25 protein-coding genes and 2 pseudogenes are annotated in these 26,441 nt (G+C 67.2%); 11 read left to right on the top strand and 16 right to left on the bottom strand.

What is annotated here, in order from left to right:
- The first annotated feature begins 4 nt into the window (after positions 1–4).
- A pseudogene (locus NY1_RS06105) lies at positions 5–969 on the top strand (DUF389 domain-containing protein).
- A gap of 4 nt (positions 970–973) precedes the next feature.
- Positions 974–2,266: a hypothetical protein gene (locus NY1_RS06100; protein ID WP_067709321.1), complete on the top strand. Its 1,293-nt coding sequence runs from the start codon at positions 974–976 to the stop codon at positions 2,264–2,266.
- Between the two features lie 112 nt (positions 2,267–2,378).
- Here the strand turns inward: NY1_RS06100 and NY1_RS06095 are convergent, their stop codons facing one another.
- The 5 genes from NY1_RS06095 to NY1_RS06075 all read right to left on the bottom strand — a co-directional run bounded on the left by NY1_RS06095 (position 2,379) and on the right by NY1_RS06075 (position 8,084).
- Entirely contained in the window at positions 2,379–2,834 is a 456-nt protein-coding gene (locus NY1_RS06095) for a hypothetical protein (protein ID WP_233434223.1), read from the bottom strand.
- A gap of 145 nt (positions 2,835–2,979) precedes the next feature.
- Positions 2,980–3,711 (bottom strand): HalD/BesD family halogenase, encoded by a 732-nt coding sequence (locus NY1_RS06090; RefSeq protein WP_067709317.1) that lies wholly within the window; start codon positions 3,709–3,711, stop codon positions 2,980–2,982.
- Positions 3,712–3,943: 232 nt separating this feature from the next.
- Positions 3,944–5,449 carry a patatin-like phospholipase family protein gene (locus NY1_RS06085; protein WP_067709316.1) on the bottom strand — a complete coding sequence of 502 codons (1,506 nt, stop codon included), beginning with the start codon at positions 5,447–5,449 and terminating at the stop codon, positions 3,944–3,946.
- Entirely contained in the window at positions 5,446–6,402 is a 957-nt protein-coding gene (locus NY1_RS06080; RefSeq protein ID WP_157762060.1) for a lysophospholipid acyltransferase family protein, read from the bottom strand. Before NY1_RS06080 ends, NY1_RS06085 begins: the two co-directional genes overlap by 4 nt.
- Before the next feature lie 98 nt (positions 6,403–6,500).
- Positions 6,501–8,084 carry a lipase family protein gene (locus tag NY1_RS06075; RefSeq protein ID WP_067709312.1) on the bottom strand — a complete coding sequence of 528 codons (1,584 nt, stop codon included), beginning with the start codon at positions 8,082–8,084 and terminating at the stop codon, positions 6,501–6,503.
- 316 nt (positions 8,085–8,400) lie between these two features.
- Between NY1_RS06075 and NY1_RS06070 the strand changes: the two genes are divergently transcribed.
- Positions 8,401–9,189, top strand: a complete 789-nt coding sequence (locus NY1_RS06070) for an SDR family NAD(P)-dependent oxidoreductase (protein WP_067709519.1) — start codon at positions 8,401–8,403, stop codon at positions 9,187–9,189.
- Positions 9,190–9,719: 530 nt separating this feature from the next.
- On the opposite strand, the gene NY1_RS45060 is transcribed toward NY1_RS06070, so the two are convergent.
- Positions 9,720–9,851 (bottom strand): hypothetical protein, encoded by a 132-nt coding sequence (locus NY1_RS45060; RefSeq protein WP_267888395.1) that lies wholly within the window; start codon positions 9,849–9,851, stop codon positions 9,720–9,722.
- A 586-nt stretch (positions 9,852–10,437) separates the two neighbouring features.
- On the opposite strand from NY1_RS45060, the gene NY1_RS06065 reads away from it, so the two are divergent.
- Positions 10,438–10,803 carry a helix-turn-helix domain-containing protein gene (locus NY1_RS06065; protein ID WP_067709311.1) on the top strand — a complete coding sequence of 122 codons (366 nt, stop codon included), beginning with the start codon at positions 10,438–10,440 and terminating at the stop codon, positions 10,801–10,803.
- Between the two features lie 230 nt (positions 10,804–11,033).
- On the opposite strand, the gene NY1_RS06060 is transcribed toward NY1_RS06065, so the two are convergent.
- The 6 genes from NY1_RS06060 to NY1_RS06030 form a co-directional block, all read right to left on the bottom strand.
- The gene (locus NY1_RS06060; RefSeq protein ID WP_084534694.1) at positions 11,034–11,486 is read right to left on the bottom strand and encodes a DUF5994 family protein; all 453 of its coding nucleotides are present in this window, start codon (positions 11,484–11,486) and stop codon (positions 11,034–11,036) included.
- 255 nt (positions 11,487–11,741) lie between these two features.
- Positions 11,742–12,611, bottom strand: coding sequence for an AraC family transcriptional regulator (locus NY1_RS06050; protein ID WP_067709307.1), 870 nt, complete (start codon positions 12,609–12,611; stop codon positions 11,742–11,744).
- A gap of 91 nt (positions 12,612–12,702) precedes the next feature.
- Positions 12,703–13,722, bottom strand: a complete 1,020-nt coding sequence (locus NY1_RS06045) for an XdhC family protein (protein WP_067709304.1) — start codon at positions 13,720–13,722, stop codon at positions 12,703–12,705.
- Entirely contained in the window at positions 13,719–15,842 is a 2,124-nt protein-coding gene (locus tag NY1_RS06040) for a xanthine dehydrogenase family protein molybdopterin-binding subunit (RefSeq protein ID WP_067709303.1), read from the bottom strand. The genes NY1_RS06045 and NY1_RS06040 overlap by 4 nt, the downstream gene beginning before the upstream one ends.
- 22 nt (positions 15,843–15,864) lie before the next feature.
- Positions 15,865–16,854, bottom strand: a complete 990-nt coding sequence (locus NY1_RS06035; protein WP_067709301.1) for an FAD binding domain-containing protein — start codon at positions 16,852–16,854, stop codon at positions 15,865–15,867.
- Positions 16,851–17,393 carry a (2Fe-2S)-binding protein gene (locus NY1_RS06030; protein WP_067709299.1) on the bottom strand — a complete coding sequence of 181 codons (543 nt, stop codon included), beginning with the start codon at positions 17,391–17,393 and terminating at the stop codon, positions 16,851–16,853. Before NY1_RS06030 ends, NY1_RS06035 begins: the two co-directional genes overlap by 4 nt.
- Before the next feature lie 216 nt (positions 17,394–17,609).
- On the opposite strand from NY1_RS06030, the gene NY1_RS06025 reads away from it, so the two are divergent.
- Positions 17,610–18,797 (top strand): low temperature requirement protein A, encoded by a 1,188-nt coding sequence (locus NY1_RS06025; RefSeq protein WP_218028317.1) that lies wholly within the window; start codon positions 17,610–17,612, stop codon positions 18,795–18,797.
- 4 nt (positions 18,798–18,801) lie between these two features.
- Here the strand turns inward: NY1_RS06025 and NY1_RS06020 are convergent, their stop codons facing one another.
- Together NY1_RS06020 and NY1_RS06015 are read right to left on the bottom strand one after the other, a co-directional pair.
- Entirely contained in the window at positions 18,802–19,746 is a 945-nt protein-coding gene (locus NY1_RS06020) for a TIGR03619 family F420-dependent LLM class oxidoreductase (protein ID WP_067709297.1), read from the bottom strand.
- A 46-nt stretch (positions 19,747–19,792) separates the two neighbouring features.
- Positions 19,793–20,479 carry a FadR/GntR family transcriptional regulator gene (locus tag NY1_RS06015; protein ID WP_067709295.1) on the bottom strand — a complete coding sequence of 229 codons (687 nt, stop codon included), beginning with the start codon at positions 20,477–20,479 and terminating at the stop codon, positions 19,793–19,795.
- A 187-nt stretch (positions 20,480–20,666) separates the two neighbouring features.
- On the opposite strand from NY1_RS06015, the gene NY1_RS06010 reads away from it, so the two are divergent.
- The 3 genes and pseudogenes from NY1_RS06010 (at position 20,667) to NY1_RS06000 (ending at position 22,255) form a co-directional block, all read left to right on the top strand.
- The gene (locus tag NY1_RS06010) at positions 20,667–20,879 is read left to right on the top strand and encodes a hypothetical protein (protein ID WP_067709294.1); all 213 of its coding nucleotides are present in this window, start codon (positions 20,667–20,669) and stop codon (positions 20,877–20,879) included.
- A gap of 251 nt (positions 20,880–21,130) precedes the next feature.
- Positions 21,131–21,484: pseudogene (locus NY1_RS45530) on the top strand (hypothetical protein); the annotation flags it as partial.
- Between the two features lie 93 nt (positions 21,485–21,577).
- Complete coding sequence (locus NY1_RS06000; RefSeq protein ID WP_067709290.1) at positions 21,578–22,255, top strand: DUF6585 family protein; 678 nt, start codon at positions 21,578–21,580, stop codon at positions 22,253–22,255.
- Between the two features lie 11 nt (positions 22,256–22,266).
- Here NY1_RS06000 and NY1_RS05995 read toward each other — a convergent pair whose 3' ends face one another.
- Entirely contained in the window at positions 22,267–22,572 is a 306-nt protein-coding gene (locus NY1_RS05995; protein ID WP_067709288.1) for a hypothetical protein, read from the bottom strand.
- Between the two features lie 379 nt (positions 22,573–22,951).
- Between NY1_RS05995 and NY1_RS05990 the strand changes: the two genes are divergently transcribed.
- On the top strand, positions 22,952–23,863 hold the full coding sequence (locus tag NY1_RS05990) for a helix-turn-helix domain-containing protein (RefSeq protein ID WP_067709286.1): 912 nt from the start codon (positions 22,952–22,954) through the stop codon (positions 23,861–23,863).
- The gene (locus NY1_RS05985; RefSeq protein WP_067709285.1) at positions 23,853–24,053 is read left to right on the top strand and encodes a DUF397 domain-containing protein; all 201 of its coding nucleotides are present in this window, start codon (positions 23,853–23,855) and stop codon (positions 24,051–24,053) included. The genes NY1_RS05990 and NY1_RS05985 overlap by 11 nt, the downstream gene beginning before the upstream one ends.
- 69 nt (positions 24,054–24,122) lie before the next feature.
- Here the strand turns inward: NY1_RS05985 and NY1_RS05980 are convergent, their stop codons facing one another.
- Complete coding sequence (locus NY1_RS05980) at positions 24,123–24,914, bottom strand: SAM-dependent methyltransferase (protein ID WP_157762059.1); 792 nt, start codon at positions 24,912–24,914, stop codon at positions 24,123–24,125.
- Between the two features lie 147 nt (positions 24,915–25,061).
- Between NY1_RS05980 and NY1_RS05975 the strand changes: the two genes are divergently transcribed.
- Positions 25,062–26,321, top strand: coding sequence for an amidohydrolase (locus tag NY1_RS05975; RefSeq protein ID WP_174567161.1), 1,260 nt, complete (start codon positions 25,062–25,064; stop codon positions 26,319–26,321).
- Positions 26,322–26,441: the final 120 nt, after the last annotated feature.

Here is a 26,441-nt window from a genome sequence, read left to right as displayed (position 1 = left end):
GGTCATGGCAGTGCTCGCACCGGAGAGCCAGCGCCGGACTCTCGACGAGCTGGTGGATCGGCTCGACCTGGGCAGCGGTGATACCGGCGCCAACGCTCCGCATTCTGGATCATGCTCGTCCTATCGAGCGTGATCGCCGTATCGGGAGTCGTGGGCGATTCCACCGCCACCGTGATCGGCGCGATGATCGTCGCGCCGCTGTCGGTGCCGATCCTGGGCATCGCACTGGGCATCGCGACCGGACGCGGGTCGCTGATCGCCCGGAGCCTGCTGCTGGTGGCCGTCGGCATCGTGCTGGTGGTGACGATCGGCTTCCTGGTCGCGAAACTGCTACCCAACCCCGCCGACGTACTCACCAATTCCCAAGTGGCAGGGCGTACTTCACCGAAACTGATGGACCTGACGGCCGCATTCGCCACCGGGCTGGTCGGTGTGATCGCGATAATCCGCCGCGACGTCGGCGACGTGCTCCCAGGTGTCGCGATCGCGATCTCCCTGGTGCCGCCACTGGGCGTCGTGGGTGTCTGCCTCGGTTCGAACGCACCCGCGCTCGCGCTCGGAGCGTTCGTCCTGTTCGCCTCCAATATGGTGGCCATGATCGTCACGGCCACAGCGGTTTTCATCGCCACCGGATTCGCCCGCGCGGCCGGAGCGGGCGCCGCGAAACACGGCCGCGCGTACGCGGTGCTCGCGGCAGCGCTGCTCCTGGTGGCGATCCCGATGGTCGTGAACTCCCTATCCACCCTGTGGGCCGACCAAATCGCCGAAGCCACCCGCTCCTGGCTCGGCGACGTCCAGGGCGCCGAGGTCACCCAGGTGACACTGCACAGCGACGAAGCCACCATCGAAATACTCGGACCCGCCGACCTCCCGCCGATCGATGAATTACAAAGCCGCGTAGACGATCTCGTGCCCTGGAACCCACGGGTGGTAATCGTCCACACGGTCGGCAGCCGGATCGGCAACTGACCCGATGAACCCGCGAGACGACCCCCAGGACCGCGCCGACGCCCTCGATGCGGACGAACGCGAAGAACTCACCCGCCTGCGCCGAGAACTCGCCACCCGCCGCACCGGCCGAACTACCCTGCGCTGGTCCCTCACCCTCGCCTCGGTGATCCTCATCGGTGTACTCGCCCTGGCCTCGGTTCTGGCGCGATTCGTCCACGGCGAACTGCTTGACACCGACCGCTACGTCCAGACCGTCGCCCCACTGAGTACCGACCCGACCCTGCTCGCCGCCCTCACCGACCGGATCACCACGACCATCATGGCCCGCCTCGACATCGAAACCGTTACCGCACAAGCCTTACGAGCCATCGCCGAAGACTCCCCACGCGTACCGCCGGCCGTCGTCGGCCTGGCCCCCGTCATCGAGCAACAAGTGCACGACTTCGTCCACGAAACCACCGAATCCGTCCTGCACTCCGACGAATTCACCACCCTGTGGATCCAAGCCAACCGCCAGGCACACCAAGGGCTCGTCACGATATTGACCGGCGACACCCGCGAAGCCATCGCAATGGACGACACCGGCACGGTCACAATATCCCTCGCCCCCATTATCGACCGTGTCCGCACCGCCCTGACCGACCGCGGCTTCACCTTCGCCGAACGCGTACCCACAATCGACGAGTCGTTCGTCCTGTTCGAATCCCCGCAACTGGTCAAGGCACAACGCTGGGCATCGACCCTCGACCGCGTGGCCGACCTGCTCCCATGGATCACCGCACTACTCGCCGTCGTCGCGGTATGGGCCGCACCGAAAGGCGGTCGCCGCCGGGCCTTTTCATGGGTTGGCGCGGCCCTGGCGGTGGCCATGGTAGTGCTCGCCGCCACCATCGGAATCGCACGATCGGCCTACGTACACGCGACACCCGCCGACGCGCTTTCCCCGGCGGTGGCCGCAGTGATGATCGACGCCTTCCTGACACCGCTACGCACCACGCTCCGTGCGGTTTTCGCGCTGGGCGTGGTGATCGCGCTCATCGGATTCCTCAGCGGACCCTCCGCATCCGCGACCGCGGTTCGCGCCCGATACAACCGCGCACTCGCCGCGATACGAGCGCGTCGAACCGACCGAGCCCCGCTCGCGATCGAATCCGCCGCGGCCCGCTTTCGCAGTCCCCTCCGAGTTCTCGTCATCGCCGCGGCGGCGGTCACGCTCATCGCGTGGAGCTACCCGACCGGATCGGTAGTTGTCGTGACAGTCGTCGTCACCGCTGCTTCTCTACTCGTCGTGGAGTTGCTGGCCGCACCGGGCTGACCGCAGATTGAGTTGTGGCTTACGTCCGGGCGAACACATCGGTAAAGGCGTGCTCAGCAACTACGCCTCCGCCGTCACCGACTACCAAGGCACTCGCGGTGAACACTATCGCTCAGGCGCGACTGGATCCCGCCGGCCAGACGACATCGACCGGAACTCCCTTGCTCTGGGCGAATTCGACCACCGTGCCAGTACCGCCTTGCTCGCTGGGTTTGCCGTCCCACACCGCGATGAGACGGTCGCTCGATCCCACGAGAGTTTCATTGGCCGCCTCGTATGCTTCGGTACCGGCTACATCGAAATCCAGGACGTTCACTACGTCCGCTCGGGTGAGCAGTGCGTCGAATTGTTCGGCATGGTCGGGCCTCACCTTGCGTTCGTGGTAGTTCCGGCAGGGCAGTACTACTTCGAGCCGGCCCCCGAGATCGAGGACGGCCTGCGCGAAGACGCTGTCTGCACCACGAGCGATGCAGGTGATGCCGACGAGTTCGCTGGAAGGCCCTACGGCAGCCAGCATCCGGGTGATCTCGTCGTAAACCAGCACCGCTGTATCCGGGGTGATGTTCATGTGGCCGGTGACACCGATACGAGTCATGCTCACTTCATACCGTCACCTTGACCAGAACGCGGTCCGGGGTCGTCTTCTCGACCGTTGTGAGTGCCTCATCTCCGGGTCGGGACGCTTCGTCGACCTCGCCCGGCATCCGACGTTCTCACGTCGCTTCCCATAGCGCGTCCATGGTTTCGTGGCTGATCGGCTTGGTCAGGTCGGATTGGGACGCGTAGGCCATGTTGACGATCAGGCGACGACCGGCGCGCAGCGGATAGACCCGGTGCAAAGTGGTGTCGGTGCGCATCAGATATAGATCGCCGGGTTTCAACTCCACGGAATGGATCGGGTTGCCGATGAATTGGCGGGCCAGGCGTGGATCGGTCTTGTCCCACAACGTGTTCGGTACGAACTGTACGAAGCCACCATCTTCGGCGGGCGGGCATTCGAGCACCCAGACCAGGGCGAAACTGTAATCGTCCCAGTGCCATCCGTGGGTGTCACCGGAGGCAGTCAGTTCGGTGATCACATACTGTTCCGGCTCGTATGGGCACGGCAGTACCGGCTCGCCGGTGATCGCAGCGAGTGCTTCGCGCAAAGCGGTGGCCTCGTAGAGGGCGGGCAGTACGCGGCCGTGCGTGTGGATCTCGTGGCGGCGCACGTTGCGCATGTGGCGGGCGGTGTTCCCGGTTTCGGTGAATCGCAGGTCGCGCCGGACACCGTGGGTGGCGGCCAATATCTCGGCCTCCTGTCGCACCTGTGCGATCGCCGACTCCGGAACCAGGAAACCAACGCTGGCGAGACCGCACTCACCGAATCGCCGCCGAGCATCTTCGAAGCGCTTGGAGGTCGTAGAGCCGTCGAGGTGGGCAACGAGATCGTCGAGCACACTCATTGTGACGACTTCCACCGATATTCGGCGAACCTCGGATGTACCCGATGTTCGTCGAGTCCAGATTTATTGGTCACCAACAAGATTCGACGGTACCGTGCCGATCGGCGTCGCGCAGGGGGTTCACCGAACTGCGTGAACTATCGGAAGAGGTTGATCTATACCCGGTAGTCAGCTCGTGCCGACACCGCGAGGCAGCCGGGGGGGAATGCCGTAGCGACCTGGGCACGCTCGGTCAATGGACGCTGCCGGGCTCGAGCCGTCCGAACAGCAGATTGCCCGCGGCCCCGGGTTCGTCGGTGGTGAAGTAGTCGCGGAACGCCTCGTCGAGTTCGTCGAAGCTCAGTACGCCGTCGTTGTTGGTGTCCAGCCGTAGTGCGGCGGTGCCGATCTCGTCGCGGCCGACGCCGAAGGCGGTCAGCAGGGTGGTGAGTTCGACGGTGTTGAGGACCGAGTCGCGGTCGTGGTCGGCGGCGGTGAGGATGGCGGCGACGGCGGGCAGGACGGTGTCGTCGTAGGCGGCCGGGTTCGTGGAGAGTGCGCCGAGTGCGTGAACGAAATCGTCTGCGGTCATGGCGGCTTCGAGGGTGACGCCGGCGGTGCGGCAGAGTCCGGTCCACAGGTCGGCGAAGGTGGTGCGCAGGCGGCGGCCGGTGTGGCTGTCGACGGGGTGGCCGAAGGCGAGGCAGACACGGTCGGCGACAGCGCTGTAGTCGGCGGCGTCGATGCGGCCGTCACGGTCGGTGTCGAGGAGTTCGAAGAACTTCGCCAGTTTCGCTCGGACGAAGTCGGAAGCCAGGGGTGGCCGGTGCGGTGCGAAGCGGATGGTGTGATCGGCGCTCGAACGAGTTCTGGTGCGGGAGCGGATGGTTGCGGTCTTGCGGTCGGCGGGGGCCTCGAGATAGTCGATGGTGCTGCGGTAGCCGGCGGTGACGCGGCGTTCGAAGACCTCGAGTTGTTCGGTGACGGTGGTGTAGAGGCCGGTGTCGGGTGGTTCGAGCAGGTCTTCGCCGGTCGGCAGCAGGTGCACGGTGACCCCGGCGGGCCGCATATTGATCACCTGGCCGAGGCGGTGGCGGCGCGAGACCTCGAAGACGGTCTGGCCCAGCTGCCAAGGCAGTCGCGGCGCCCGCAGCGGCAGTTCGCGCTGACGCAGGCGCAGCACGTAGATGTCGGTCGCCCCGTAGGAGACCGCGCGGGTCAGCGGCACGGTTTCCACGACGCCGCCGTCGATGTAGTGTTCCTCGCCGATCGCGATCGGCGGCCACAAACCCGGAATGCAGCTCGAGGCCAGCAACGCCGGAATCAACGGACCGTGGTCGAAATAGCGTGCGGTCGAACGTTCGATGGACGCGGCGACGCATTGGAACGCGATGCCGAGATCCTCGATGAGAGTGTGTGCGCCGACGTGGCGTTCGAGTACCGAGCGCAGCGCGTCCTGGGTGGCCAGGGCGGGGCGCAACCGGACCAGGTTGGACAGCAGTGCGCGCACCGGCACGCCCATCACCTTGCGGGTGAGCGCTTCGTACCAGAAGTCGGTGAGCGCGTCGATGGCGTCGCGGGATCCGTACGTCGCCAGTATCGCGCCCTGGATGGAGCCGACGGAGGTGCCGATCACCAGGTCGGGGGCGATGCCGTGTTCGTCGAGGGCGCGCAGCATGCCGACCTGGTAGCCGCCGAGCAGACCGCCACCGCCCAGGACGAACGCGGTGCCCGGCGTAGCCGAAGAGGTGTCGTTCATGACTGCTCCAGAGCGGAAAGAGTCGAATTCGATTGCGTGTGCGCCGATCCCGTGCCGGTCCAGATGACGGTGGTCGCATCGCGCCGTGGATGGCCGCGAACCGCCCCGATCCAGGAATCGACCTCGTACCAGCGGTCGTTGAGCCACTGCGCGAACTGCTCGCGATCGCGCGGCACGTCCTGGGCATGGGTGTGCCACCAGGTGTAATGCACTGTGCCGGTGTGGATCAGCGGATAGTCGAGCTGACCGTCGAGCCCCGAGAGGTCTTCCAGCCCGGTCTGGGCCAGGATCAGCACGTCGGCGTGTGGTGCGGCTTCGACCAATGCCCACGCGCCGGCGGGATGAGCAGGCAGGACGTGGCGGCAGCGCTGGGCCTGATGGGCCAGTCGGTGGCGTCCTCGATCGCGCAGCGCCGAGATCGCGGCACGGCGGCGGGTGGCGGTGTAGTTGGCGCCCTCGGGGAAGATCAGCAGTGCGTCCGAGGGCAGCGCGCCGGCGGCTTGGCCGCGCATGCAACGCGCAGCCGCCGCTCTGCCGCGCTTGTTCCCGAATCGGAACAGCCGCACACCGGAACCGAGATAGGAACGCCGCAGGCCGGGGGTGAGCGCCGACGTGGTTTTGGCGACGCAGTAGATGTCGCGGCCGAGGTCGGTGTCGATGAGGTGGGCGACCAATGGGCTGTTGAACATTCCGGCGTGGCGGGCCAGCACGATCAAGGGCCGGTCCCGTGCCACCGTCGGTTTCTGGTCCGGCACGAGCCGCAAACCCGCCAGCGCGAAACCCCAGCGGCGCAGTCGCCGGTTCTGTACGGCCAGTAGGTCACATCCACCGGGGCGGCCTGGGCGGCGCTCGGTGACGCCGACCTCGCCGAGTACTTCGAAGACCGCGAGAAAGACCGCCGCCAGCAGGAGCAGTCGCGCACGGGCCCGCAGCCGGTCCGGCGTGCCGGGCAAGTGCACAATTGCCTTGGCGCACAAAAGAACCGGTGCCGCCAGGAGCAGTAGCAGAGAACCCAGAGCAGCCGATACCGGGTGTAGCAGTCGCAGAATCATCAGAACCGCCCGAAGAGCCAGGCACCGGGCTGATCCGCGGTGGGATTCAGGCAGAACTCGCGGATGGCGGTGACGAGTTCGTCGGTGGTGATGGTCCCGGAGTCGTCGAGGTCGAGCCGGTCGAAAATCGCGGACGCTTCCAGCGGCGTGTGCTCGCACCCGACGAGCAGGCGAACCAGCTCCTCGCGGTCGAGCACCCCGTTGCCGTCGGCGTCGGCCAGCTCGAGAACCGCGTGCGCCAGCGGTGCGATATCGGCATCGAATGCGTCGTTGTCCCAGTGCGTGTCGAGCCAGGCGCGAAACTCCGCCTCGGTGATCCGCCCGTCGCGGTTGGCGTCGGCCCGCTCGGCCATCGACCGCCACAGCGCACGGTATCCCGCCCGGACGGCCAGCGCCCGGGGCGAGCCAGGGGGTTCGCCGTACGCTTGGGCCAGCCGCAGTGCGAAGGCGTCGAAATCGTCGACGGTCAGATAGCCGTCCCCGGTGATATCCATGAGGCTGAACCCGTGCCGGGGCGTCTGCGGGGCGGTGGTCATCCGCTGGCCGACCCAGTCGTGCAGTTCGGGAGTGGCCGACAGCATGCCGGTGTGATCGACTCCCGCGCAGGTGATTTGGCTGATGTCGGAGCCCGCGCGCCGGGCGGCGGCGACGAAGCGCTCCACGGCGGCCATCGGAAGTACCGCGTCGGCGGTGCCCGCTGCCAGCAGCACCGGCCGGTCGAATCGGGCGGCGGGGACTCGGCAGGCGGTGAGCATGTCCGCCACGCCCGGTCGCCGGATCAGCGCGGTGGTGCCGATGTCGGCATTGGTCAAAACCGTTACCGCGTAATGGATATTGCGTACCGGGGCATGTTCGGCGAGTCCGATCAGCCGCTGCCCGAGGCCGGTCATGAACTGTTCCGTCGCCAAGCCGCGGGTGATGCGCAGCCCGGCCAGCAGATAGGGCAGGAACAGCGTCACCGGCGCGGCGTCGGCCTCGGTTTGCAAGTCCACGATCAGCGGCAGTTCCACCGGCGGAGCCAACGCCACCGTGCCCCGGAAGTCGAGATCAGGGGCGTACTTGGTGGCCATGAGACCCGCGAACAGCGCGGCATGCCCGCCCTGGGAGAAACCGACAGCGACCCAGCGCGGATCCAGCCGGTGCCCGAGCCCGCGTGCGGCCCGCACGATATCGACCACGTCGTCGGCGGCGGCCTCACCGTTGAAATATGGATGCGGCCCGGGGGAGGCCAGCCCCTCGTAGTCGGTGACCGTCACGCAGTGACCGGCGGCCAGCCACCCGGCCACATGACGGCTTTCCGGCCGGGACAACCCGGCGATCGACGGCGCCGTGTGATCAGCCAGCCCGGTGGTGCCGTGCGCATAACTGATCACCGTCCAGCCATCGGCGGGCGGTTCGCCTTCGGGAACGAACACCGACCCGGACACGATCCGCCCCGTGCCGTCATAGCCGATGCCCTGATACCAGACCCGATAACCCGCACCGGTGTGCTCGGGCCACAACGCAGCCGGCAATTCCTCGCTGCGCACCAGCGTCCCCACCTGAAAAGCACTGTCCAGCAATGATTCTTCCGCCGTGATCATCGTCCGCTCCGTCCAGAGGCCGGTTCATGTGATGTCGCTAGCTGGCCGAACCGTGAGTGACGTAGTTACCCCGACACGTTGTCGCTGCTCATGGGCGAAGGCGGAGGGTGCGGCGAACGCAAGGAGGGGACCGTGGTCGCAGTGATTGCTCCCGCCGGGCCGAATCCTGCAAGCATCTCATTACTCCTTCGAATCAAGAGCCATGGCGATGAGTTCCGAAGAGAGTTTGGCGCCACTCACGCTAGCATCCATACAGCAAACATTTGGATGCTTGTTCTGATTCGTGTGCTGAAAGGCCGACGGAGGAGTGTCGCTCGTGAACATCGATCTGAGTGGGAAGACCGCGTTGGTCACCGGCTCTACGCAGGGCATCGGGCTGGCCATCGCGGCAGGGCTGGCCCGCAGCGGCGCGCGGGTGGCGGTGAATGGGCGCACCGCCGACCGGGTGGATGCCGTGGTCGCCGAATTGCGTTCGGCGGGTGGGGAAGTGCTCGGGGTGGCCGCCGATGTCGCGACCGCCAAGGGCGTCGATCAGCTGGTGGGCGAGCTGCCCGAGGTGGATATCCTGGTCAACAATCTGGGTATCTTCGGGGCGGTCCCGGCGCGCGAGATCACCGATGCGCAGTGGCGGACCTACTTCGAGGTCAATGTGCTCGCGGCGGCCCGCCTCATTCGGACCTACCTGCCGGGCATGATCGATCGAGGCTGGGGTCGCGCTCTGCAGATCGCCAGCGACTCGGCGATCGTCATCCCCGAGGAGATGATCCACTACGGGGTATCCAAGACCGCGCTGCTGGCGCTCTCACGCGGTTTCGCCAAAGACGCCGCCGGAACGGGAGTCACGGTCAATGCCGTGATCGCCGGGCCGACCCACACCGCCGGGGTGGAGGACTTCGTCTATCAACTGGTGGACCGCGCGCTGCCATGGGATCAGGCGCAGCGCGAGTTCATGCGCCTGCATCGCCCGCAATCATTGATCCAACGGCTCATCGAACCGGACGAGATCGCCAATATGGTCGTCTACCTCAGCTCCCCGTTCGCCTCGGCGACCACCGGGGGCGCGCTGCGCGTCGACGGCGGTTACGTCGATTCGATCCTGCCGTAGCGACTCGCTTTCACTGAGCCACGGCGCCGCAGGGGGCGTGCGCGAGGGGTGTACTCGGGCCCACATGTGTTGCCTGCCGACAGGCGGTGCACCGACCGCCGGAGTGTGTTCCGGCAAGGGTTGCAGGTGCTCGAAAGTGCGGGTTCAGGGCCGAGACTCCTTGGCGCGCACGCCAACCGGAGACTGCACTCGTGCTGGAACGGGCATCACCTCCTGACTGTGTATTCCTTCGGATCGATACCGTGAGCCGGGGCGGGTCACGGCCACCGCGGCCGTCCGCCACGGGAATCCGGCCACCCGGACCGCGTGCCGGCTTCTCAACGAGAGGCCGATATCGCAAGGGCCGGGGCGCCGGAGCCGGTCGTGGGCCGGGCGGTCGGCACACCGCGGCCCGCAGAACATCCTCGACCTCGGTGAACAACTCCTCGACGTCGGGATCGAGCGCGAGCAGCCGTTCGTCGAGCCACCAGAGCGACTCGGTGCGTGTGCCGGTCTCCGCCACCATGATCGGAACCCCCTCGGCGCAGATGTCAGGCGTTGATGGCCTGACGCTCCTCGGCGCGGGTGATCTCCATCGGCATCGCGGCCGGCCGCGCCGGGGTGCCGAACACGGCTTGGGTCAGGCGATCCAGTTCACGGAAGGGATCGGTGCGCATCAGCATGGTCGTCACCTCCAACCAACACCATTCACTGTCGAAGGAAGATCAGATTATCTATGTCATCTGACATAGATAAGTTTTAGCACTCGACATAGGGATGTGCAAGTGTCGCTTGTCGGCGCCTTCTCTGGGGTGGTAGGCGAAGCAGTCTGGTCTGACGCCGATCCAACGATGCAGCACTCCGAAAATCTGTAGTGGAGGCTATAGACATTCGTTTGGCGGTTGTGTAATTTCACTGTCGTTGAAGTGAGAGATCGAAGGACTGGGTAGGTGAACTACCTGGTATGCGGTACCCCTCGCCCCTGCCGGGGCAGGCGAGAATCCGGCTGGCCTTCCGGCTGCCCGACCGCCGCCGGCAGGGGCGAGGCACGGCGACGACCAGACTCACGAACAAGATCGCTACGAATTGGAGGTGGTGCTACTGATTAGCCGAGACCCTGCTTCGCGACCCGCGCCTCCCCGGGCACGGTGTACGCCATCGGCCCATGGAGGCCGGTGAACAGTTCGACCCTTTCGTATACGTAGTGTCCAGGCCCCGGCGCACCCGCGCCGGGGCCTCCCGTCGTTTCAAATTCCCCTGAGAGGTGTTGTGCAGCAACCGGATACGAACCCCACCCCCGCCACCGCCGGGGTGGACAGACTCGACGACGAGGACTTCCCCGCCTACAGCATGGGCCGGGCGGCGGAGATCCTCGGCGTCACCCAGGCATTCCTGCGGTCGCTCGACAATGCTCGACTGCTGACCCCGCAGCGTTCCGAAGGCGGTCATCGCCGCTACTCGCGCTATCAGCTGCGCATCGCCGCGCGGGTGCGTGAGCTAATCGACGCCGGTAATTCCCTGGACGGGGCGTGCCGGATCGTGATTCTGGAAGACCAGCTCGCCGAGGCTCAAGCCCTCAACGCCACCCTGCAGCACGCCCTCGACGCGCACGAATCACCCGATCAGCCGCGCTGAGTCCCGGCGGGCCGGCGGCGGGATGGGGATCGAACGTGCCGCCGTTCGAGTTCTCTTGCGGTGTGGGCACAGCGGAGAAGGTCGGTCGGTGGGCGATGGGTGCGGCGACGTGGGAACTATCGACGACGGGGTCTTGGTGACTGAACAGTCGGGGCCCGGCGCATTGTGGCTGACTCAAGGGTGTTCTCCAGATTGTCGATTGGTGAGCCCGGATGTTCGGGCTGATTCGGTCAGACGGTGTCGGTGCCGTCGGCCTGAGGTCGGAGCAGTTGCTCGATCTTGGATGTGTCGCCGAGGGTCGCTGCCGTCTCCAAGGCGGCGTGAGCGATCTCGGGCGTGGTGTGCGGTGGGACGACCACCAAACCGATTCTGGCGCCGGCGATCCCGAGGATGTCGAGGGTCCGGGTCGGTTTGCGGTCGAAGCCGTCCAGCCGCACCCAGGTGCCGCCGGTTTCGAACTCGTTCGGCGCGGGGTCCCAGTCCGCGGGGTGATAGGCCACGCGATGGACCGTGCCGATCAGAGTCGTCAGATTCGCCAGCAGCGCGGGCAATTCGGCGGTGAGATTCCGCCCGTAAGGCCACCAAGCGCCATCGAACCATCCGGTATGCGGCGGGGTGGTATTGATCCGCGCACGCAGCGGCCGCGGATCCGCCGCACGATCGTCGGGCTCATCGGAATTCACTTCGCGAGCCTCCGTGCGTATTCGGAATCGCGTCGGCGTGCGTGTTGCCGCGACCTCAAACGTGCCTTTCCTGGAACTGCTGAAAGGGGTCGACAGCTGGATCGATGCCGGAATTCCCGAGTCGAAAACGTCTGAGCGATACCTGGTGGAAGGCGGTCGTCTGAACATCGAACCGCACACAGCTGCCCGGATCGGGCACCTGACCTCACGCTACGGCAACCGGTCACCCATGTCCAGGTAGCCGTGCCGCGATCCTCAGGTCCCGGTCCGGGCCACCGAGGCGGACTGGAATTCCCGGGCGTCATGGCTTGGCGGAGCACCGTATTGACGCCGGTACTCCCGGGTGAACTGAGAGGGGCTGGCGTAGCCGACTTTTCGGCCTATGCCGGTGACGTCGCTGGGATTGGCGATGAGCAGCAGGCGCGCCTCGTATAGCCGAATTCGCTTCTGGAACTGGACCGGGCTCATCGTGGTGACGGCATGGAAACTGCGGTGGAAGGCCGAAGCGCTCATGGCCACCCGGGCGGCGAGATCCTCGACGCGGAACGGCAGCTGGTAATGCGCTCTGATCCAATGGATAGCGGTGGCGATGCGATTGAGATTGCTTTCGGGCGTACCGAATTGGCGAAGCATCGCGGCTTGTTCGCCGGTGATGAGCCGCCACAGGATCTCGCGTTTGATCAGCGGGGCGAGGATCGCGATATCGCCCGGCCGGTCCAGCAGTCGCAGCAGGCGCAAGACGGCGTCGATCAGCTCGTCGTCGGCGTCGCTGACCGCCAGCCCGGGCGGGGTGAGCGTGGCGATCTCGGGCAGGCCGGCCGCTGCGCGGACGAGCAGTTCGACGATCTCGGCGGGCTCGATATCGATGCCGACCCCGAGCCCCGGACGGCCGGGTGCGGCCTCGATGAAGTGGCTGACCACCGGAAGGTCCAGCGAGGCAATGAGATACTGCCCGGCGCGATGCTCGTACATGCGCTCGCCGAGGGCGAATCGTTTGGTGCCCTGCCCGACCAGCGCGAAGACCCGGCCATAGGTCACCGTTCTGGGCGGTTGGGGCGCGACGGCCTTGAAAATCCTGACCGCGTCGATGGCGGTCGTCAGATCCGGGCGGGCGTGACGGTCCATGATGTCGCACAGCTCGTCGAGGCTCGCCGCCCGATTCCGCGCCCCGGCAGCGCAATCCGCGGCACATCGGCGCTCGTGCGGACGGTGCCCTTCAGGCGGAGGCGAGGTCGGGGCGGGGATGGATCGATCGGGTGCCGTTCCGGAGCGGGCCGCCGGAACGGCCGTTGCCGCTGGCGACGAGTTCTCCGAGGATGGACAGTGCGGTTTCGGCAACGGTGCTCCCTCCCAGATCGAGGCCGACCGGCCCCGTCAGTCGATCCAGACCGGCGGTCGCGGCGAGCCGCCGCAGCCGGTCCGCGTGCGTGGCTCTGCTGCCCAGCGCGGCAACGAATTCCGCCTGCCCCGCGAGAGCCGTGCGCAAGGCGCTGTCGTCGATGCGCGGGTCATGGCTCAGCGCGATGAGTGCATCGTACGGGCGCAGCGGATGGGCGGTCAGCCATTCGGCCGGCCATCCGCGCACCAGCGTCGCGGAAGCGGGGAAGGCTCCCGACTCCAGATGCCTGCCGCGCGGATCCACGATGACGACCGCGAACTGCATGGCCGCGGCGAATTCGGCGATGGCTGCGGCCAGGTCGGTGGCGCCCGCGAGGACGAGCCGGCGCCGGCCCGAGATCACCTCGATCAGCGCCGGGCCCGCCGCGGCCGCCGGGTCCGGATCCGTTGTGGCGCACCAGGTATACGGAGGCAGTAGCCCCAGGCTGACGGTCAGTGCGGTGTCGTGCGCCAGCGCGGCGGTGATCGCGGCGTGCACCGGATCCGGTGGCGCCGCGGTGACGAGCACCCGCAGTTCCCCGGCACAGGCCGGGCCGGTTTCCCACGGCAGCAGCTGGTCGCCCGGCACCAGGGTGAGCATGCGCCCGCGTCCGGTGTCGAGCACTTCGCGAGCCGCGTCGAGCACGATGCCCTCGATGCAGCCGCCCGACACCGAGCCGCGCCAGCTGCCGTCGGCGGCCACCGCCATCGTGGCGCCCAACGGCCGGGCTCCGGGACCGTCACGTCCGACGAGGCGGGCCAAGGCGACGGCCCGGCCCGCCCGGTGGTGGTCGTCCACGAACGGCCAGACCTCGCCCAGCATGCGCGGGCCGAGCACCCGCGGCGTGTTCGTGTTCATCCGACCGGCGCTTCCAACAGCCGGTCGAGCCGCAACGGCAGGGTGCGCTGGCGGACCCCGGTCGCGTGCCAGACCGCATTGGCGATCGCCGCGGCGGTCCCGACATTGCCGATCTCGCCGGCGCCTTTGACGCCCAACGGAATTCCGGGCTCGTGGTCCGGCACGAAATCGGCTTCGATCTCGGGCACGTCGGCGTGGGCGGCGATGTGGTAGCCGGCGAAATCCGCGTTCATCAACCGGCCCGTGACCCGGTCGCGGACGCCTTCCTCGTGCAAGGCCATGGACAGTCCGCCGATCATTCCGCCGACCACCTGGCTGCGCGCCAGCAACGGGTTGATGACCCGGCCGATGGCGAACATGCCGAGCAGCCTGCGCACCCGCACCTCACCGGTCGCGGGGTCGACCGTGACCTCGGCGAAGACGGCGCTGAAGGCGTGGCGTTCGCAATCAGCCAGTGCCCCGAGGAGATTCGTCGTATCGACCGTCGCGGTGGCGGGCAGCGGTGTCTCGGCGATCACCTCCCGCAACCGGGCCGCGGCCTCGGTGATGGCCCACGTCCAGGAGGTGGTGCCGCGGGATCCGCCCGCGCTCCAGGCCGCGCCGAGATCGCTGTCGGCGATCCGGATCGGCCGGATCCGGCCGATATCGACGCCGAGCGCATCGGCCGCGACCGCGGTGAGCGCGGTGCGCGCGCCGGTGCCGATATCGGCGGCTCCGATGCTCACGGTGAAGGTGCCGTCGGCTTCGGCGGTGATCGACGCGGACGAGGGGAACGCTCCGACACTGAAACTGGTTGCCGCAATGCCGGTTCCGATCAGCAGGTGCCCCTCGCGGCGGCGTCGCGGCCGATGATCGCGCGCGGACCAGCCGAAGCGGCGGGCTCCTTCCCGCAGGCAGGCGCCGACCTGGTGACTGCTGAACGGGAGCCCGGAGACCGGTCCGGCGGCGGGCTCGTTGCGCAGCCGCAGTTCGACCGGATCCAGGCCCAGCCGCTCCGCGACTTCGTCGACGGCCGATTCCAGGGCGAACGAGCCGGGGGCCGTGCCGGGGGCGCGCATGGAGTACGGCGGCACGGTGTCGACGGGCACCGCCGTCAGGCCGGTGTGGATGGCGCGGGCGGCGTAGAGGGTTTTGGTGAGTTCGGTACAGCCCTCGATGTACTCCACGAGCGGTGAGATCGCGAACGCCGCCTCGTGATGCAGGGCACGGAAGCGCCCGTCGGGATCCGCGCCGATGCGCACGCGCTGGTCGGTCGGCGGGCGCATGGTGGTGATGAGGAATACGTCGTTGCGGCTCAAGGCGACCCGCACCGGTCGCCCGGTCCGCGTCGTGGCCATCACCGCCAGGATCAGCTGTGGTCCGCACAGCCCCTTGGATCCGAAGCCCCCGCCCACGTGTTCGGCGCGGATGTGTACCCGGCTCGGCTCCAGTTCGAACAGTGCCGACAGCGCACCGGCCACGATCCACGGACCCTGATTGGTGTCGACGGCGTGCAGATCCGCGCCGTCCCACCACGCCGTGGCGCAGTGCGGTTCCATTGCGCTGCAATACTCTTCGGGCGTCCGGTACCGTTCGTCGATCAGCACGGCGGAGGCGTCGAATTCGGTCTCGAGGTCGCCGAGGGCCGCTTCGGGACCGAACAGGTCCAGGGCCGGGCGGGCGGCGGGGTGGTCGGCGGAGAAGGCGATATCGTGGGCGCCGGACTCGTACTCGACCGGCAGGGCCGCCGCCGCGTGCCGGGCCTGCTCCCAGGTTTCCGCGACGACGAGCGCCACCGGCCAACCCGCGTAAGGGATCTCGGGCGATTGCAGCAGTTGCAGGTTCCCGTCCGGGCCGAAGAACGAGCCCGCCGCCGGGTTCAGGCGCGGCGCGTTGGTGTGGTCGATGACCTCGAGGACGCCCGGCATATCCCGCACCGCGTCGGCGGCGATATGACCGATGCGCCCGCGCGTCACCGGGGAGGTCACCAGGTACCCGAAGGCCAGATTCTCGACCGGTTCATCGGCGGCGTAACGGATTTCACCGGTGACCTTGCCCGGGCCCTCCAGGCGGGTGCGGGCGACGCCCAGCGCGCCGGCGCGCCCGGATTCCGGTGGTGCTGATCGTGGAGGTGTATGCACTGCGGTCCTTCTTCCAAGCGGGTCAACGGTTTCCGGCGTCGGCCAGGTCGGCCAGCACCGCCGGAACGAGATTGCGGGCGAGTGCCACCTTGTAGGCGTTGTCGCGCAGCGGCCGCGCCGCCGACAGCTCGGCGTCCGCGGCCGCCCGGAAGAGTTCCGGGGTGGCCGGGCCACCACGCAGCAGCCGCTCCGCGGTGCGGGCTCGCCATGGCCGGGCCGCGACGCCGCCGAAGGCGAGCCGCACATCGGCGATTCGGTCGCCGTCCAGTTCGAGCGCGGCCGCCAGGGACACGGTCGCGAACGCGTAGGAGGCGCGCTCGCGAACCTTGCGGTAGCGCGATCGCAGCGCCGGCGTGACCGGAGCGAGCGTGATGCCGGTGATCAGAGCATGTTCGGGCAGCATCGTCTCCTCGTGCGGGGTGTCGCCGACCGGACGGTAGAACCGCGCGAACGGCACCGTCCCGCTGGTTCCCGGGGTCCGGTAGTGCACGTCGGCGTCGAAGAGCGCCAATGCGACCGCCATATCGGAAGGGTGGGTGGCGACACAGCTTTCGGTCCAGTCCAGAATCGCGTGATTGTGGTGTTCACCGGTGAGCGCGCCGCATCCGGTGCCCGGCGACCGCCGATTGCACGGCTCGGCCGGATCGGCGAAATACGCACAACGGGTGCGCTGCAAGAGATTTCCCGCCGCCGTCGCCATATTGCGCAGCTGCCCGGACGCACCCGCCAGAATCGCCTGTGACAGTGCGGGATACCTGCGGCGCACCTCGACATGCGCGGCGATATCGCTGTTGGTCGCCGTCGCTCCGAGCAGCAGTCCGCCGTCGGTGGTCGCGGAGATCCCCGCCAGCGGCAGGAACCGGACATCGACCAGCCGGCGCGGCGATTCCACGCCGCTCTTCATCAGATCCACGAGATTCGTTCCGCCGCCGAGGAATCGGGCTCCGTCACCAGCGACCGATCGCAGCGCCGCCTCCACCTCGGTCGGGCGGTCGTAGCCGAACTCCTTCACGACGGTTCCCCGTTCGGCGCGGCCGCTTCCAGCACGGCGCGAACGATCGCCGGATACGCGCCGCAGCGGCACAGGTTGCCGCTCAGCCGCTCTCGCACCTCGGCGGCGTCGAGCTCCGCGACCGGCCGGTCCGGTGCGACGTCGGCGGTGACCGCGCTGGGCCAGCCCTCGGCATGCTCGGACAGCATGCCGACCGCCGAGCAGATCTGTCCGGACGTGCAGAATCCGCACTGATAGCCGTCCTGGCGCAGCATGGCCGCTTGCAGCGGCGACAGCGCGTCACCGTCGGCGAGGCCCTCGATCGTGGTGATCCGCGCGTCGTGGGCCGCGACGGCCAGCGTCAAGCACGACACGATCCTGCGGCCCTCCAGCAGGACCGTGCAGGCGCCGCACTGGCCGTGATCGCAGCCCTTCTTGGGGCCGGTCCGCCCGAGGTCGCCGCGCAGCGCGTCCAGCAGCGTCCGGCGATGGTCCACCTCCAGCTCCTGCGTTTTGCCATTGACGAAAAGTGTTATCGCGCTTCGTATGTCGTCGGCCATGAGATGACCTCCCGTTCTCGGTGGACTGGGGAATCCAGGCCGATTTCCATGTAACCAGCGCGCTGATCGGTGGCGTTAGCACAGAAGTCGCGGGTACTTGCACGATCCTGCTGATCTTGTTGACTTCCGGTCACTGTCACGCGTGAATGGCGAACACAATCAGGGATGTACATCGAGGAGCGCAGTTCGGTGAGGCGTCGAGCCAGGGTGCACGCGGTGCGAGAGCATCGGCCGGCATCGTCGACAGCGGTCGCGAGCGTGGAAGGCGATCGGGTCACCCCCGTGGAGCTCTTCTTCGATCTCGCCTACGTATTCGGATTCACCCAAGTCAGCCGATTGATGGCCGACGCCCACACGCCGATGGGCGTCCTGCAGGGTCTCATCGTGCTCGCCCTGCTGTGGTGGTCGTGGACGGCCTACAGCTGGCTGGCCAATCAGCTGCACGCCGACGAGGGATTCGTGCGCGTCGCCATGTTCACGGGCATGGCGGCCGTGTTCGTCGTGGCCGTCGTGGTGCCCGAAGCCTACGGCGACCGATCGAGCGGACTGTCCGGCCCGCTGGTCTTCGTGGCGGCCTACCTCATCGCCCGGCTGACCCATTTGACCGTCTACCTGGTCACTTCGGTGGGCGGTCGCGAAGCCCGGCGAGAAGTGGTGGGAACGGTGTGCTGCTCGCTGATCCCCTCCGGCGCACTGCTGGTGGTCGGTGCGCTGCTCGGATCCCCATGGCAGGTGTGGTGCGCACTGGCCGCGGTCACCATCGAACCGATCATCGCCAATCTGACCACCTGGGGCGTGCGCAGCCGCATCGGCTCGACCGCGCATTTCGTCGAACGGCACCGCCTGGTGGTCATTCTCGCGCTCGGTGAATCGACCGTGGCGATCGGCGTCGCCGCCGGTCCGATCGATCTCCCACTCCTGGCGGGCGTGCTGCTGGCGATCGCGATCGCCATCGGACTGTGGCGCGGCTATTTCAGCGGACCGACCGAGACCGCGGAACAGGCACTGTCCCGACTCGGCTCACGTGACCGAGCCCGCGCCGCCCAGCACGGCTACAGCCTGCTGCACTTTCCCATCGTCGCCGGAATCATCCTGTCCGCCTTGGGAATCGAAGTCGCCATGGCCCACATCTCGAGTACGCGCCCCCTCGGGTGGTTCGGTGCCCTCGCGCTGACCGGCGGCGCGGCGGTCTATCTGGTTGGGACCGCCCTGTTCGCCCGGCGCGTCGCCGGGGTGGACATCCGCCCGCGTCTGCTCGCCGCGACGATTCTGCTCTCGATGACGGTCGTAGTCGGCCACTTGCCGCCGCTGGGTGCGCTCGGCGTCATGGCCGCGCTGCTGCCGATCGTCCTGCTCCTCGACGGGCTCGCCGCGACGGTGAAGCCGAAAGCGGTTGCACCGTAGTGAATCAGCTGCCGCTCCCGTTACGCGCCCAGCTACCGGCGAGGATCTCGGTGGCCAGTTGTTCGATGGCTGCCCATTCGTGGGCGTCCCGGTCGTTGTCCCGGGACGCGGGGGCGTCGGGGAGGAAGGGGTGGTGGACGGGATCGAAGACGACCGTGTGGATTTCCCGGGCGGCGAGTTCGTGGAGGTCGGTGGTGATTTGTTCGATCGAGCCGACTCCTAGTGGGCGGTTTGGTTCCGGATGGGGTGCAGGGGTGATCGACAGGCGGATTCGGGGTGCGATCGGTGGCACGGGTACGCCGGATGCTTCGGCGAGTGCGGTCGCGTGGCGGGCGCCGGCGTCGAGGGTCTCGAGGGTGGGGAAGACCGGGTGCCAGGTGCCGTGGTGGGTGATCGCCCGGCGTAGTGCGGGTTTGGCGCTGCCGCCGAACCAGAGGGGCGGGCCGCCTGCTTGTCGTGGTGAGGGGGTGGCGAGCAGGTCGTCGAAGGTCACGAACTGGCCGTGGAAGCTCGTCTGGCGGCCGGTCCACAGCTGGTTCAGGACGGTGAGGTATTCGTCGGTGATCGCGCCGCGGCGGGTGTAGTCGATTCCCAGGGCGTGGTATTCCTGTTCGTTGCCGCCGACGCCGACGCCGAAAACGATTCGCCCGCTGCTCAATTGGTCGATGGTGGCGATCGCGCGGGCGGTCTGTACGGGGTGCCGCAGCGGCAGCACGGTGACCGAGGTGCCGAGGCGGATCGTGGAGGTGGCCGCGGCCAGGTAGGTGAGGGTGGCGAAGGATTCGTAGAAGTCTTCGGGGTAGGCCCGGCGGACGTCGGCGGGCTGAGCGAGATGGTCGGTGACCATGGCCAGGTCGAAGCCGAGCCGTTCGCTGCCCTGTGCCCACGCGGTGAGGCGATCGGGGGAGACGGCCGCGCCGTAGTTGGGAATCGAGACACCGAATCGCATGTGTGGCAACTCCTTTCGTGTCACGGCCGCGCTGGGATGCGGGAGGTCATGGCATTTCGTTGATGGCGTCGGTTTGCAGAGCTCGCACCGTCCGCTCGGCGCGGACCGGGTCGTTGGCGGCGATGGCATCGACGAGGTCGCCGATCTGCTCACGCCAGCGCGCGAGGTAGGCCTGGCTGACGGGGTTTTCGTCGAGCTGGTCGACGGGCTGGGCGGCCAGGTGCTGATACAGCTCGGCGAGGAGCTCGTTGCCGCTGATCTCGCTCATGACGCGGAACAGCGCCAGCCCGGCGGGTAGCAAGTCAGCGAATGAATGTGCTTGTGCGGCGGCGGTATCGACGCCGGTGAGCAGTTCCCGCAGCCGTCGCGCGCCGTCGGGGGTGCAGCGTTGCGCGGCCAGGCGGGCGGCGTGTTCCTCGAGCATGACCCGGATTTCGAAGACGTCGCGGACCTGCGCGCGGGCGATCCGATCCAGCAGCGGGAATTGCAGCGGATTGTCCGCGCGCACGTAGGTGCCGTCCCCGGGTCGGGTTTCGAGCATGCGCACCTGCGCCAGCGACCGCACCGCCTCCCGCACTGTGCTGCGGCTCACTCCCAGCGCCTCGATCAGCTCCGGCTCGGGCGGGATCTTGGTGCCGACCGGCCATTCACCGGAGGAAATTCGAGAGCGCAATTCCTCGGCAACGCGCTGCGACAGGGTGGTGTTGCGCGTGATCCGTGGCAGATCGGCCACTGCGTTCGCTCCTCATGATCGCTCTGAACAGCACAGGAAAGAATCTTCATAGATCTTGACATACGTCTGATGTTTAAGTCTACTGATCACATCACCTAGAGATAGCAAGTCATCAGTTAACGATCGGCGGCGCGGATTTCCCGATGTCGGACACCTAGCCCCGATACGAGAACAAGGAGCCGAACCCATGCGCAAACTCCTCGGAGCAGCCCTTGTCGGTGGCGCGCTCACCGCCGCCACCGTGGCCGCGACCGGCGTCGCGCAAGCCACTCCCGCGCCCCCGTCGCCGGTGTGCTCGCTCGTGGCCTATCCGCTCGTGTTCCTGGTGGAAGCCACCGGCGGCCAGGCCAGCCCGCTACTGCCGGTCTCTCAGGCGATCAGCGACGCGGTGTGCCGCTGACGGTCGCGACCTTCGCCGAGCGTGCAGTACCCATCGGAGCCGAGTCCGCCCACACGACAAGGGGAATGGCAATGAAGCGTTCTTTGACAGTTCTCGCGGGAATGATCCTGGTTCTGACCGCCGCGGCGTGCTCGAACGACAATTCGACGCCCGCCACCAGCACCAGCGCCAAGACAAGCGTGCCCGCCACAAGCACGACAACGGCCGCGCCCAGCACAACCGTGCCCCAGCCCGCGCCGACCACCGACCGACGCGGCGCCGACGGTTCGACCGGCAACGGTCTCAGCGCCGAGTACTGCGCCAAGAACCAGGACCCCGGCTGCCCACGGGGCTCCTACATCGGCCCGAACGCCATCCCGAACCCCAACGGCGACGGCACCTGGGTGCCGTGCGAAGGCACCATCTGCACCAACCCCAACCACGGAGCCGGCCCCGAAACCACGCCTCCTCAGATTTCCACCACCCCACCGCCGGTGGAAACCACCACCCCGCCGCCGAACAACGACCGCGTCGAGGGCGCGGCATGCGAAGGCGACGGGCACTGGGTGCACCTCGACGGCGGCAACGCCGGGCACTACGGCACCGAATGGCTCTGCCGGCACTGACCGTGCAGACCGGCACCGACCGGTCTGCCGGGGTGCGAGACGTTGTTGTCCCGCAATACACTTCGGTCGGAAATCGAGGGGATGGGGGAGTGGATGACGTCCGGTGCGTCGGTGCCCGCGGAAGTGACGCGGGTGGCCCAGGAGTACGGCTTCGGGTCGCTGCGGGATGTGTTCGTGCACAAGGTCAGGAAGGGAGTGTTCGACGGTACGAACGTCGGTACCACGGTGTACGCCTATGACCCTGGCGTGGTGCGGGTATGGGAGGAACATCAGCAAATCGAAGTCGCGGTGTGGGATTCGTTCGATCAGGTCGTGCCTGATGTCACCGACCACTTCCTGAACGCGCTCTATCAGCATTCCTCGTTCGACTACACCTTCACCCGCCCTGACGGCACTCATACGCGATTCACCGGGTCCTACTGGGACCCCGAGAAGACACGAACCGATCCGAATTGGACTGAAAACCGCTATGCCTTCTATATGCGTGAGGCTGCGGGGGTGGTCTTCACTCGCACGGTGCGGGCCGCGCTAGCCGGTCTCGGGCGCGGCGAGAGCCTCACGTTCGGTGAGCTGACCGTCGACGCGCACGGGATACGGGCCGGGAAACATGTTGCGGCGTGGGATGAGATCAAGGACATCGATAGCTGGAGCAAGACCATCGACGTCTACAAGCGTGGTCGCTTCCGGCCGATCGCAATGGTTCCGAAAGCGAAAATGGGGAACCTGCGCTTGTTCCTGACCCTGGCCGGCCATCTCCGGCCCGCGAAGTAGCTGCGTGAGGTTCAGTTCACCGGTGTGGCGTGGTTGCGGATTACCTGCTCTACGGGTTGATTCGCACCCGGTGTGCCGAATGGTTCCGCGCCGTCGAGGATTTCGTCCAGGATCGCCGCGTGGTCGAGTGTGGCTGGGATGCGATGGGTTTCCCGGGCGCTCACGATGACCGCGAGGAGGACTGCGGCGTAGACGCGGGAGCGCGGTACCGTCAGGCGCAGTCCGCACTGTTCGGCCGCGCGGATTCGGGTCTCCACGGTGTCGAGGACATCCTGGATGACTTGCAGTTCGATTCCGGTGGGGTCATCGTGCGGCATGGCGGCCCGCCAATCGCATTGTGCTGTGGCCGAAGAACGCCACTTCGAGTGCCGCGAGGGCATGTCGCCATGAGTTTCGCCGGAGTCTGCGATGCGGAGCGGGACGCCGTCGTGGCCGCCGGCCGCCCGGGGTGTACGACCGATCGGCTTCGATGCGTTCGATGATGGATTGAACCGACCACGGGTTGTTGCCGGACATTGAGCTCTCCTCCCTGCCGCTGTTGTGAGACCAGCACACCACCATCGAAGAACCGGTTCGAGAGAAATCGGGTACCCGATCGAAAGTCACCCGAAAGGCCAGGGCCCTGCCCGATAATGCTCTATGCAGCACCCGATTTCGTGACCCGATCCACCCGGTTTCGACGATGAGGAAGTCGGTATGGCCAGCGATGAGGATTCAGACCCGGTCGGCGCGGCGGCGGGTTCCACCTTGCCGAGGCGGCAACTCGGCCGGTTTCTACGGGAATGCCGGGATGCCAACGGATTCACGATCGCGGCGGCCGCCAAGCTGTCCGACCTGTCGGCGTCGGCGCTGCAGCGGATCGAGGCCGGGCAAACGCAAAAGGTGCGTAAGCAGGATGTGCGTGCCCTGTGTGAGATCTACGGAGTCGGCGCTGCCGAGCTTCGGGCCGCTATCGACCTCGCGACGATCGCGCGCACCCAGAGCTGGTATCACGCGTACGGCGGGCTGTACTCGGACGCGTTCAATATGTACACCGGTCTCGAGGCCGCCGCGCGCCGGTTGATCACCTACCACGAACATGTGCCGGGGCTGTTGCAGACTGCCGAGTACGCCAGGGCTGTCATCGGTGCCTACCCGGGGTTCACCAGCAACAGCGATATCGACCGCCGGGTCGAGCATCGAATGAAGCGGCAGGCCATAGTGACTCGCAAGACGCGGCCCATCGAATTGGAGGTGCTGCTGCACGAGTCGGCGTTGCACCGGGTGATCGGTGGCCGGGCGACCATGGCAGCTCAGTTGCGGCACATCGCCGAGGTGTCGAAGCTGCCCAATGTGACGGTGCGGATCCACCCGTTCTCCGCCGGACTGACCTGGGGCATGCCGCGCGGAGCGTTCACACTGCTCGAATTCGACGCCAATGGCGACAATGTCGAGCCGCCCATCGTGTACATCGAAGGCGGTCCGACCCAGGACGTCTATCTGGAAAAGGCCGACGAGGTACGGCTTTACAGTGAGCTGGCGACGGCAATTCGTAGCACCGCGCTCGAGGACGGACCAACCCGCGAGCTGGTTCGTCGAGTCACGAAGGAGTTCGAGGATGACCACTGACCTATCGGGAGCAGTGTGGTTCAAGAGCAGCCACAGCGGCAGCCAGGGGGATTGCGTCGAAGTCGCATGGCTGGCGGGAGGGGTTGTCGGCGTGCGTGATTCGAAGGACCCCGCCGGTCCGGCGCTGCTCTTCACGCCTGCGGCATGGGATTCGTTCACCGCCGGCGTCGCGGTGGGCATTTTCGACTGATCGATCACATACGTTCGAGGGCGGCGGCCAGGCGCTGCCGCCGCCGATGCGTATGCAGTGCGTTCTCGGTCAGGGTTTGCGGGCGACGCCGCTGTAGCAGGAGACCTTGGCGTCGAAGGCGGGGGAGAAGTCGGTGGTTTCGCCGGAGCGCCATCTGTGGGGCGGTACGACGCCCGGGTCGAGCAGGTCCAGGCCGGCGAACCAGGAGGTGACCTCGTCGTGGGTGCGGACCTGGGCGGGGAGGTTGCGGACGCGGTAGACGTCCTGGGCGCGCAGGACGGCGTCGGGGGCGAAATCGGCTGTGATGGTGCAGATTGCGAGGTAGGAGCCGGGGGCGAGGGCGTCGAGGAAGGTCGAGAGGAGGGCGGGGACGTCGGCTTCGACGAAGTGCAGCAGGGCGATCATGCTCAAACCGACCGGTTGGCTCAGATCGAGGAAATCGCTCAGTTCCGGCGGTTGCAGGATGGAGCCGGGATCGGTGACATCGCCGTAGAGATAGGTCGTGGCACCGAGTTCGGTGCCCGTCATGTACGCGCGGGCATGCGCCAGCACCAGCGGATCATTGTCTACGTACACGACTTTCGCGTCGGGGGCCGTCGCCTGCGCGATCTGGTGCAGGTTGGGTTCGGTCGGGATCCCGGTGCCGATATCGAGGAACTGCCGGATGCCGGTCTCGGCCAAGAATCGCGTACTGCGCTGCATGAACTGGCGGTTGACCCGCGCCGCGACCCGAATGTCGGGCCATACCTTCAGGATTTCCTCCGCGGCCTGGCGATCGGCCTCGTAGTTGTCCTTGCCGCCGAGGAAGTAGTCGTAGACCCGAGAGGTGTGGGGCTGATCCGTCGCAAGATCCGTGTTCATCCCATCACCGTTTCGATCGTCTGAAAAGCACATGAGTTATCGCACAGCGTAGCCCTCGACGCGAAGGTACCGATAGGTTTCGCGAAGCGGTGGACGGAAAACCGGGAAACTGTTCTGTTCCTCCTGGCACGGTGGATCATTGACAGGGTGCCGCCGATCAACAGTCGCGTCGCCCGGGTCAGCAACGATCTCGCGGAACTGTACCGAGACCTGCACGCCCATCCGGAACTCTCGTTCGCCGAACACCGCACCGCGGCGCTGGTCGCGCGGCGTGCGAAGTCGCTCGGCTACGAAGTGGTCGAGGGCGTCGGCCGGACGGGAGTGGTCGCCCGGCTGGCGAACGGGCCCGGTCCGCTGATCCTGTTGCGCGCGGACATGGACGCGCTGCCGGTCGGCGAGCAAACCGGATTGCCGTACGCCTCGGTCGCCACCGATCCGGAGGGGCGGCCGCTCATGCATGCCTGCGGGCACGACATGCACACCGTCTGCCTGCTCGGCGCGCTCGAGCGGCTGGCCGCGTCCCGGGACCGCTGGTCCGGGACCGTGCTGGGGGTATTCCAGCCGGCCGAGGAGATCGGCGCGGGCGCCCAGGCGATGGTCGATGACGGGCTGTTCGAGCGTTTCGGGCGGCCGGAAATCGTACTGGCCCAGCATGTCCTGCCGATTCCGGTGGGCACCGTGGCGACGCGCGCCGGCGCGATCCTGGCGGCGAACGACAGTCTGCTGATCACCTTGCACGGTCGCGGCGGGCATGGTTCGCGGCCCGAGACGACGGTCGACCCGATCGTGCTGGCCGCGGCGACCGTGCTGCGCCTGCAGACCATCGTGTCCCGTGAGATCGCTGCCACGGACCAGGCGGTCGTCACCGTGGGCACTCTGCACGCGGGCACTAAGGAGAACATCATCGCCGACGAGGCCCGGCTCGGCCTCAGCGTTCGCACGTACTCACCCGAAGTGCGAACCCGCGTGCTCGCGGCGGTGCGGCGGATCGTGCGCGCGGAAGCCGAAGCCGCGGGCGCGGATCGGATGCCGACGATCGAAGAGCTGACCCGGCTGCCCATCACCGTGAACGATCCGGTGGCGCTGGACCGGACCCGGGCCGCGCTGTGCGCCGCGCTCGGTGCGGAGCAGGTCCGGGAAATGGGGGCGTTTCCCGCCAGCGAGGATGTCGGGGTTCTCACCGAGGCTGCCGGCGCGCCGCTGTCGTTCTGGTTCTTCGGCGGTGCGGATCCGGCGAAAGTCGCGGCGGCGCAACAGCGGGGCACCGTCGAGCTCGATATTCCGATGAACCACTCGCCGTACTTCGCACCGCTCGCCGAGCCGACACTCGACTGTGGCATCACCGCGCTCACCGCGGCTGCCCTGGCCTGGCTCGACTCCGACCACGCCCGCGACGACTCGATCTGATCCCGATCAACTGTATTCGGCCAGTTTCAGCGAAGTTCGACAGCTAATACTTGGCATCGGGATTGCCGCCGGACTGTCCTGGCGGTTTTGGGACAGAATCTCCGTTGTTGGGACCCTCTC

It is taken from the genome of Nocardia yamanashiensis NBRC 100130 (genome assembly GCF_001613325.1).
GTDB classification, from domain to species: Bacteria; Actinomycetota; Actinomycetes; order Mycobacteriales; family Mycobacteriaceae; genus Nocardia; species Nocardia yamanashiensis.
The sequence above is the reverse complement of the archived record's forward strand: the minus strand, read 5'-3'. Positions and strand labels throughout refer to the sequence as shown.

Excerpts from the sequence above, each read along its gene's own strand:
- NY1_RS45060 (WP_267888395.1), bottom strand. The coding sequence starts at position 9,851 with ATGCTGATGCGCACCGATCCCTTCCGTGAACTGGATCGCCTGACCCAA.
- NY1_RS05980 (WP_157762059.1), bottom strand. The coding sequence starts at position 24,914 with ATGAACACGGATCTTGCGACGGATCAGCCCCACACCTCTCGGGTCTAC.
- NY1_RS06000 (WP_067709290.1), top strand. The coding sequence starts at position 21,578 with ATGACGTCCGGTGCGTCGGTGCCCGCGGAAGTGACGCGGGTGGCCCAG.
- NY1_RS05990 (WP_067709286.1), top strand. The coding sequence starts at position 22,952 with ATGGCCAGCGATGAGGATTCAGACCCGGTCGGCGCGGCGGCGGGTTCC.
- NY1_RS06010 (WP_067709294.1), top strand. The coding sequence starts at position 20,667 with ATGCGCAAACTCCTCGGAGCAGCCCTTGTCGGTGGCGCGCTCACCGCC.
- NY1_RS06050 (WP_067709307.1), bottom strand. The coding sequence starts at position 12,611 with ATGGACCGTCACGCCCGCCCGGATCTGACGACCGCCATCGACGCGGTC.
- NY1_RS06030 (WP_067709299.1), bottom strand. The coding sequence starts at position 17,393 with ATGGCCGACGACATACGAAGCGCGATAACACTTTTCGTCAATGGCAAA.
- NY1_RS06095 (WP_233434223.1), bottom strand. The coding sequence starts at position 2,834 with ATGAACATCACCCCGGATACAGCGGTGCTGGTTTACGACGAGATCACC.
- NY1_RS06020 (WP_067709297.1), bottom strand. The coding sequence starts at position 19,746 with ATGCGATTCGGTGTCTCGATTCCCAACTACGGCGCGGCCGTCTCCCCC.
- NY1_RS05995 (WP_067709288.1), bottom strand. The coding sequence starts at position 22,572 with ATGCCGCACGATGACCCCACCGGAATCGAACTGCAAGTCATCCAGGAT.
- NY1_RS06090 (WP_067709317.1), bottom strand. The coding sequence starts at position 3,711 with ATGAGTGTGCTCGACGATCTCGTTGCCCACCTCGACGGCTCTACGACC.
- NY1_RS06075 (WP_067709312.1), bottom strand. The coding sequence starts at position 8,084 with ATGATCACGGCGGAAGAATCATTGCTGGACAGTGCTTTTCAGGTGGGG.
- NY1_RS06045 (WP_067709304.1), bottom strand. The coding sequence starts at position 13,722 with ATGAACACGAACACGCCGCGGGTGCTCGGCCCGCGCATGCTGGGCGAG.
- NY1_RS05985 (WP_067709285.1), top strand. The coding sequence starts at position 23,853 with ATGACCACTGACCTATCGGGAGCAGTGTGGTTCAAGAGCAGCCACAGC.
- NY1_RS06100 (WP_067709321.1), top strand. The coding sequence starts at position 974 with ATGAACCCGCGAGACGACCCCCAGGACCGCGCCGACGCCCTCGATGCG.
- NY1_RS06085 (WP_067709316.1), bottom strand. The coding sequence starts at position 5,449 with ATGAACGACACCTCTTCGGCTACGCCGGGCACCGCGTTCGTCCTGGGC.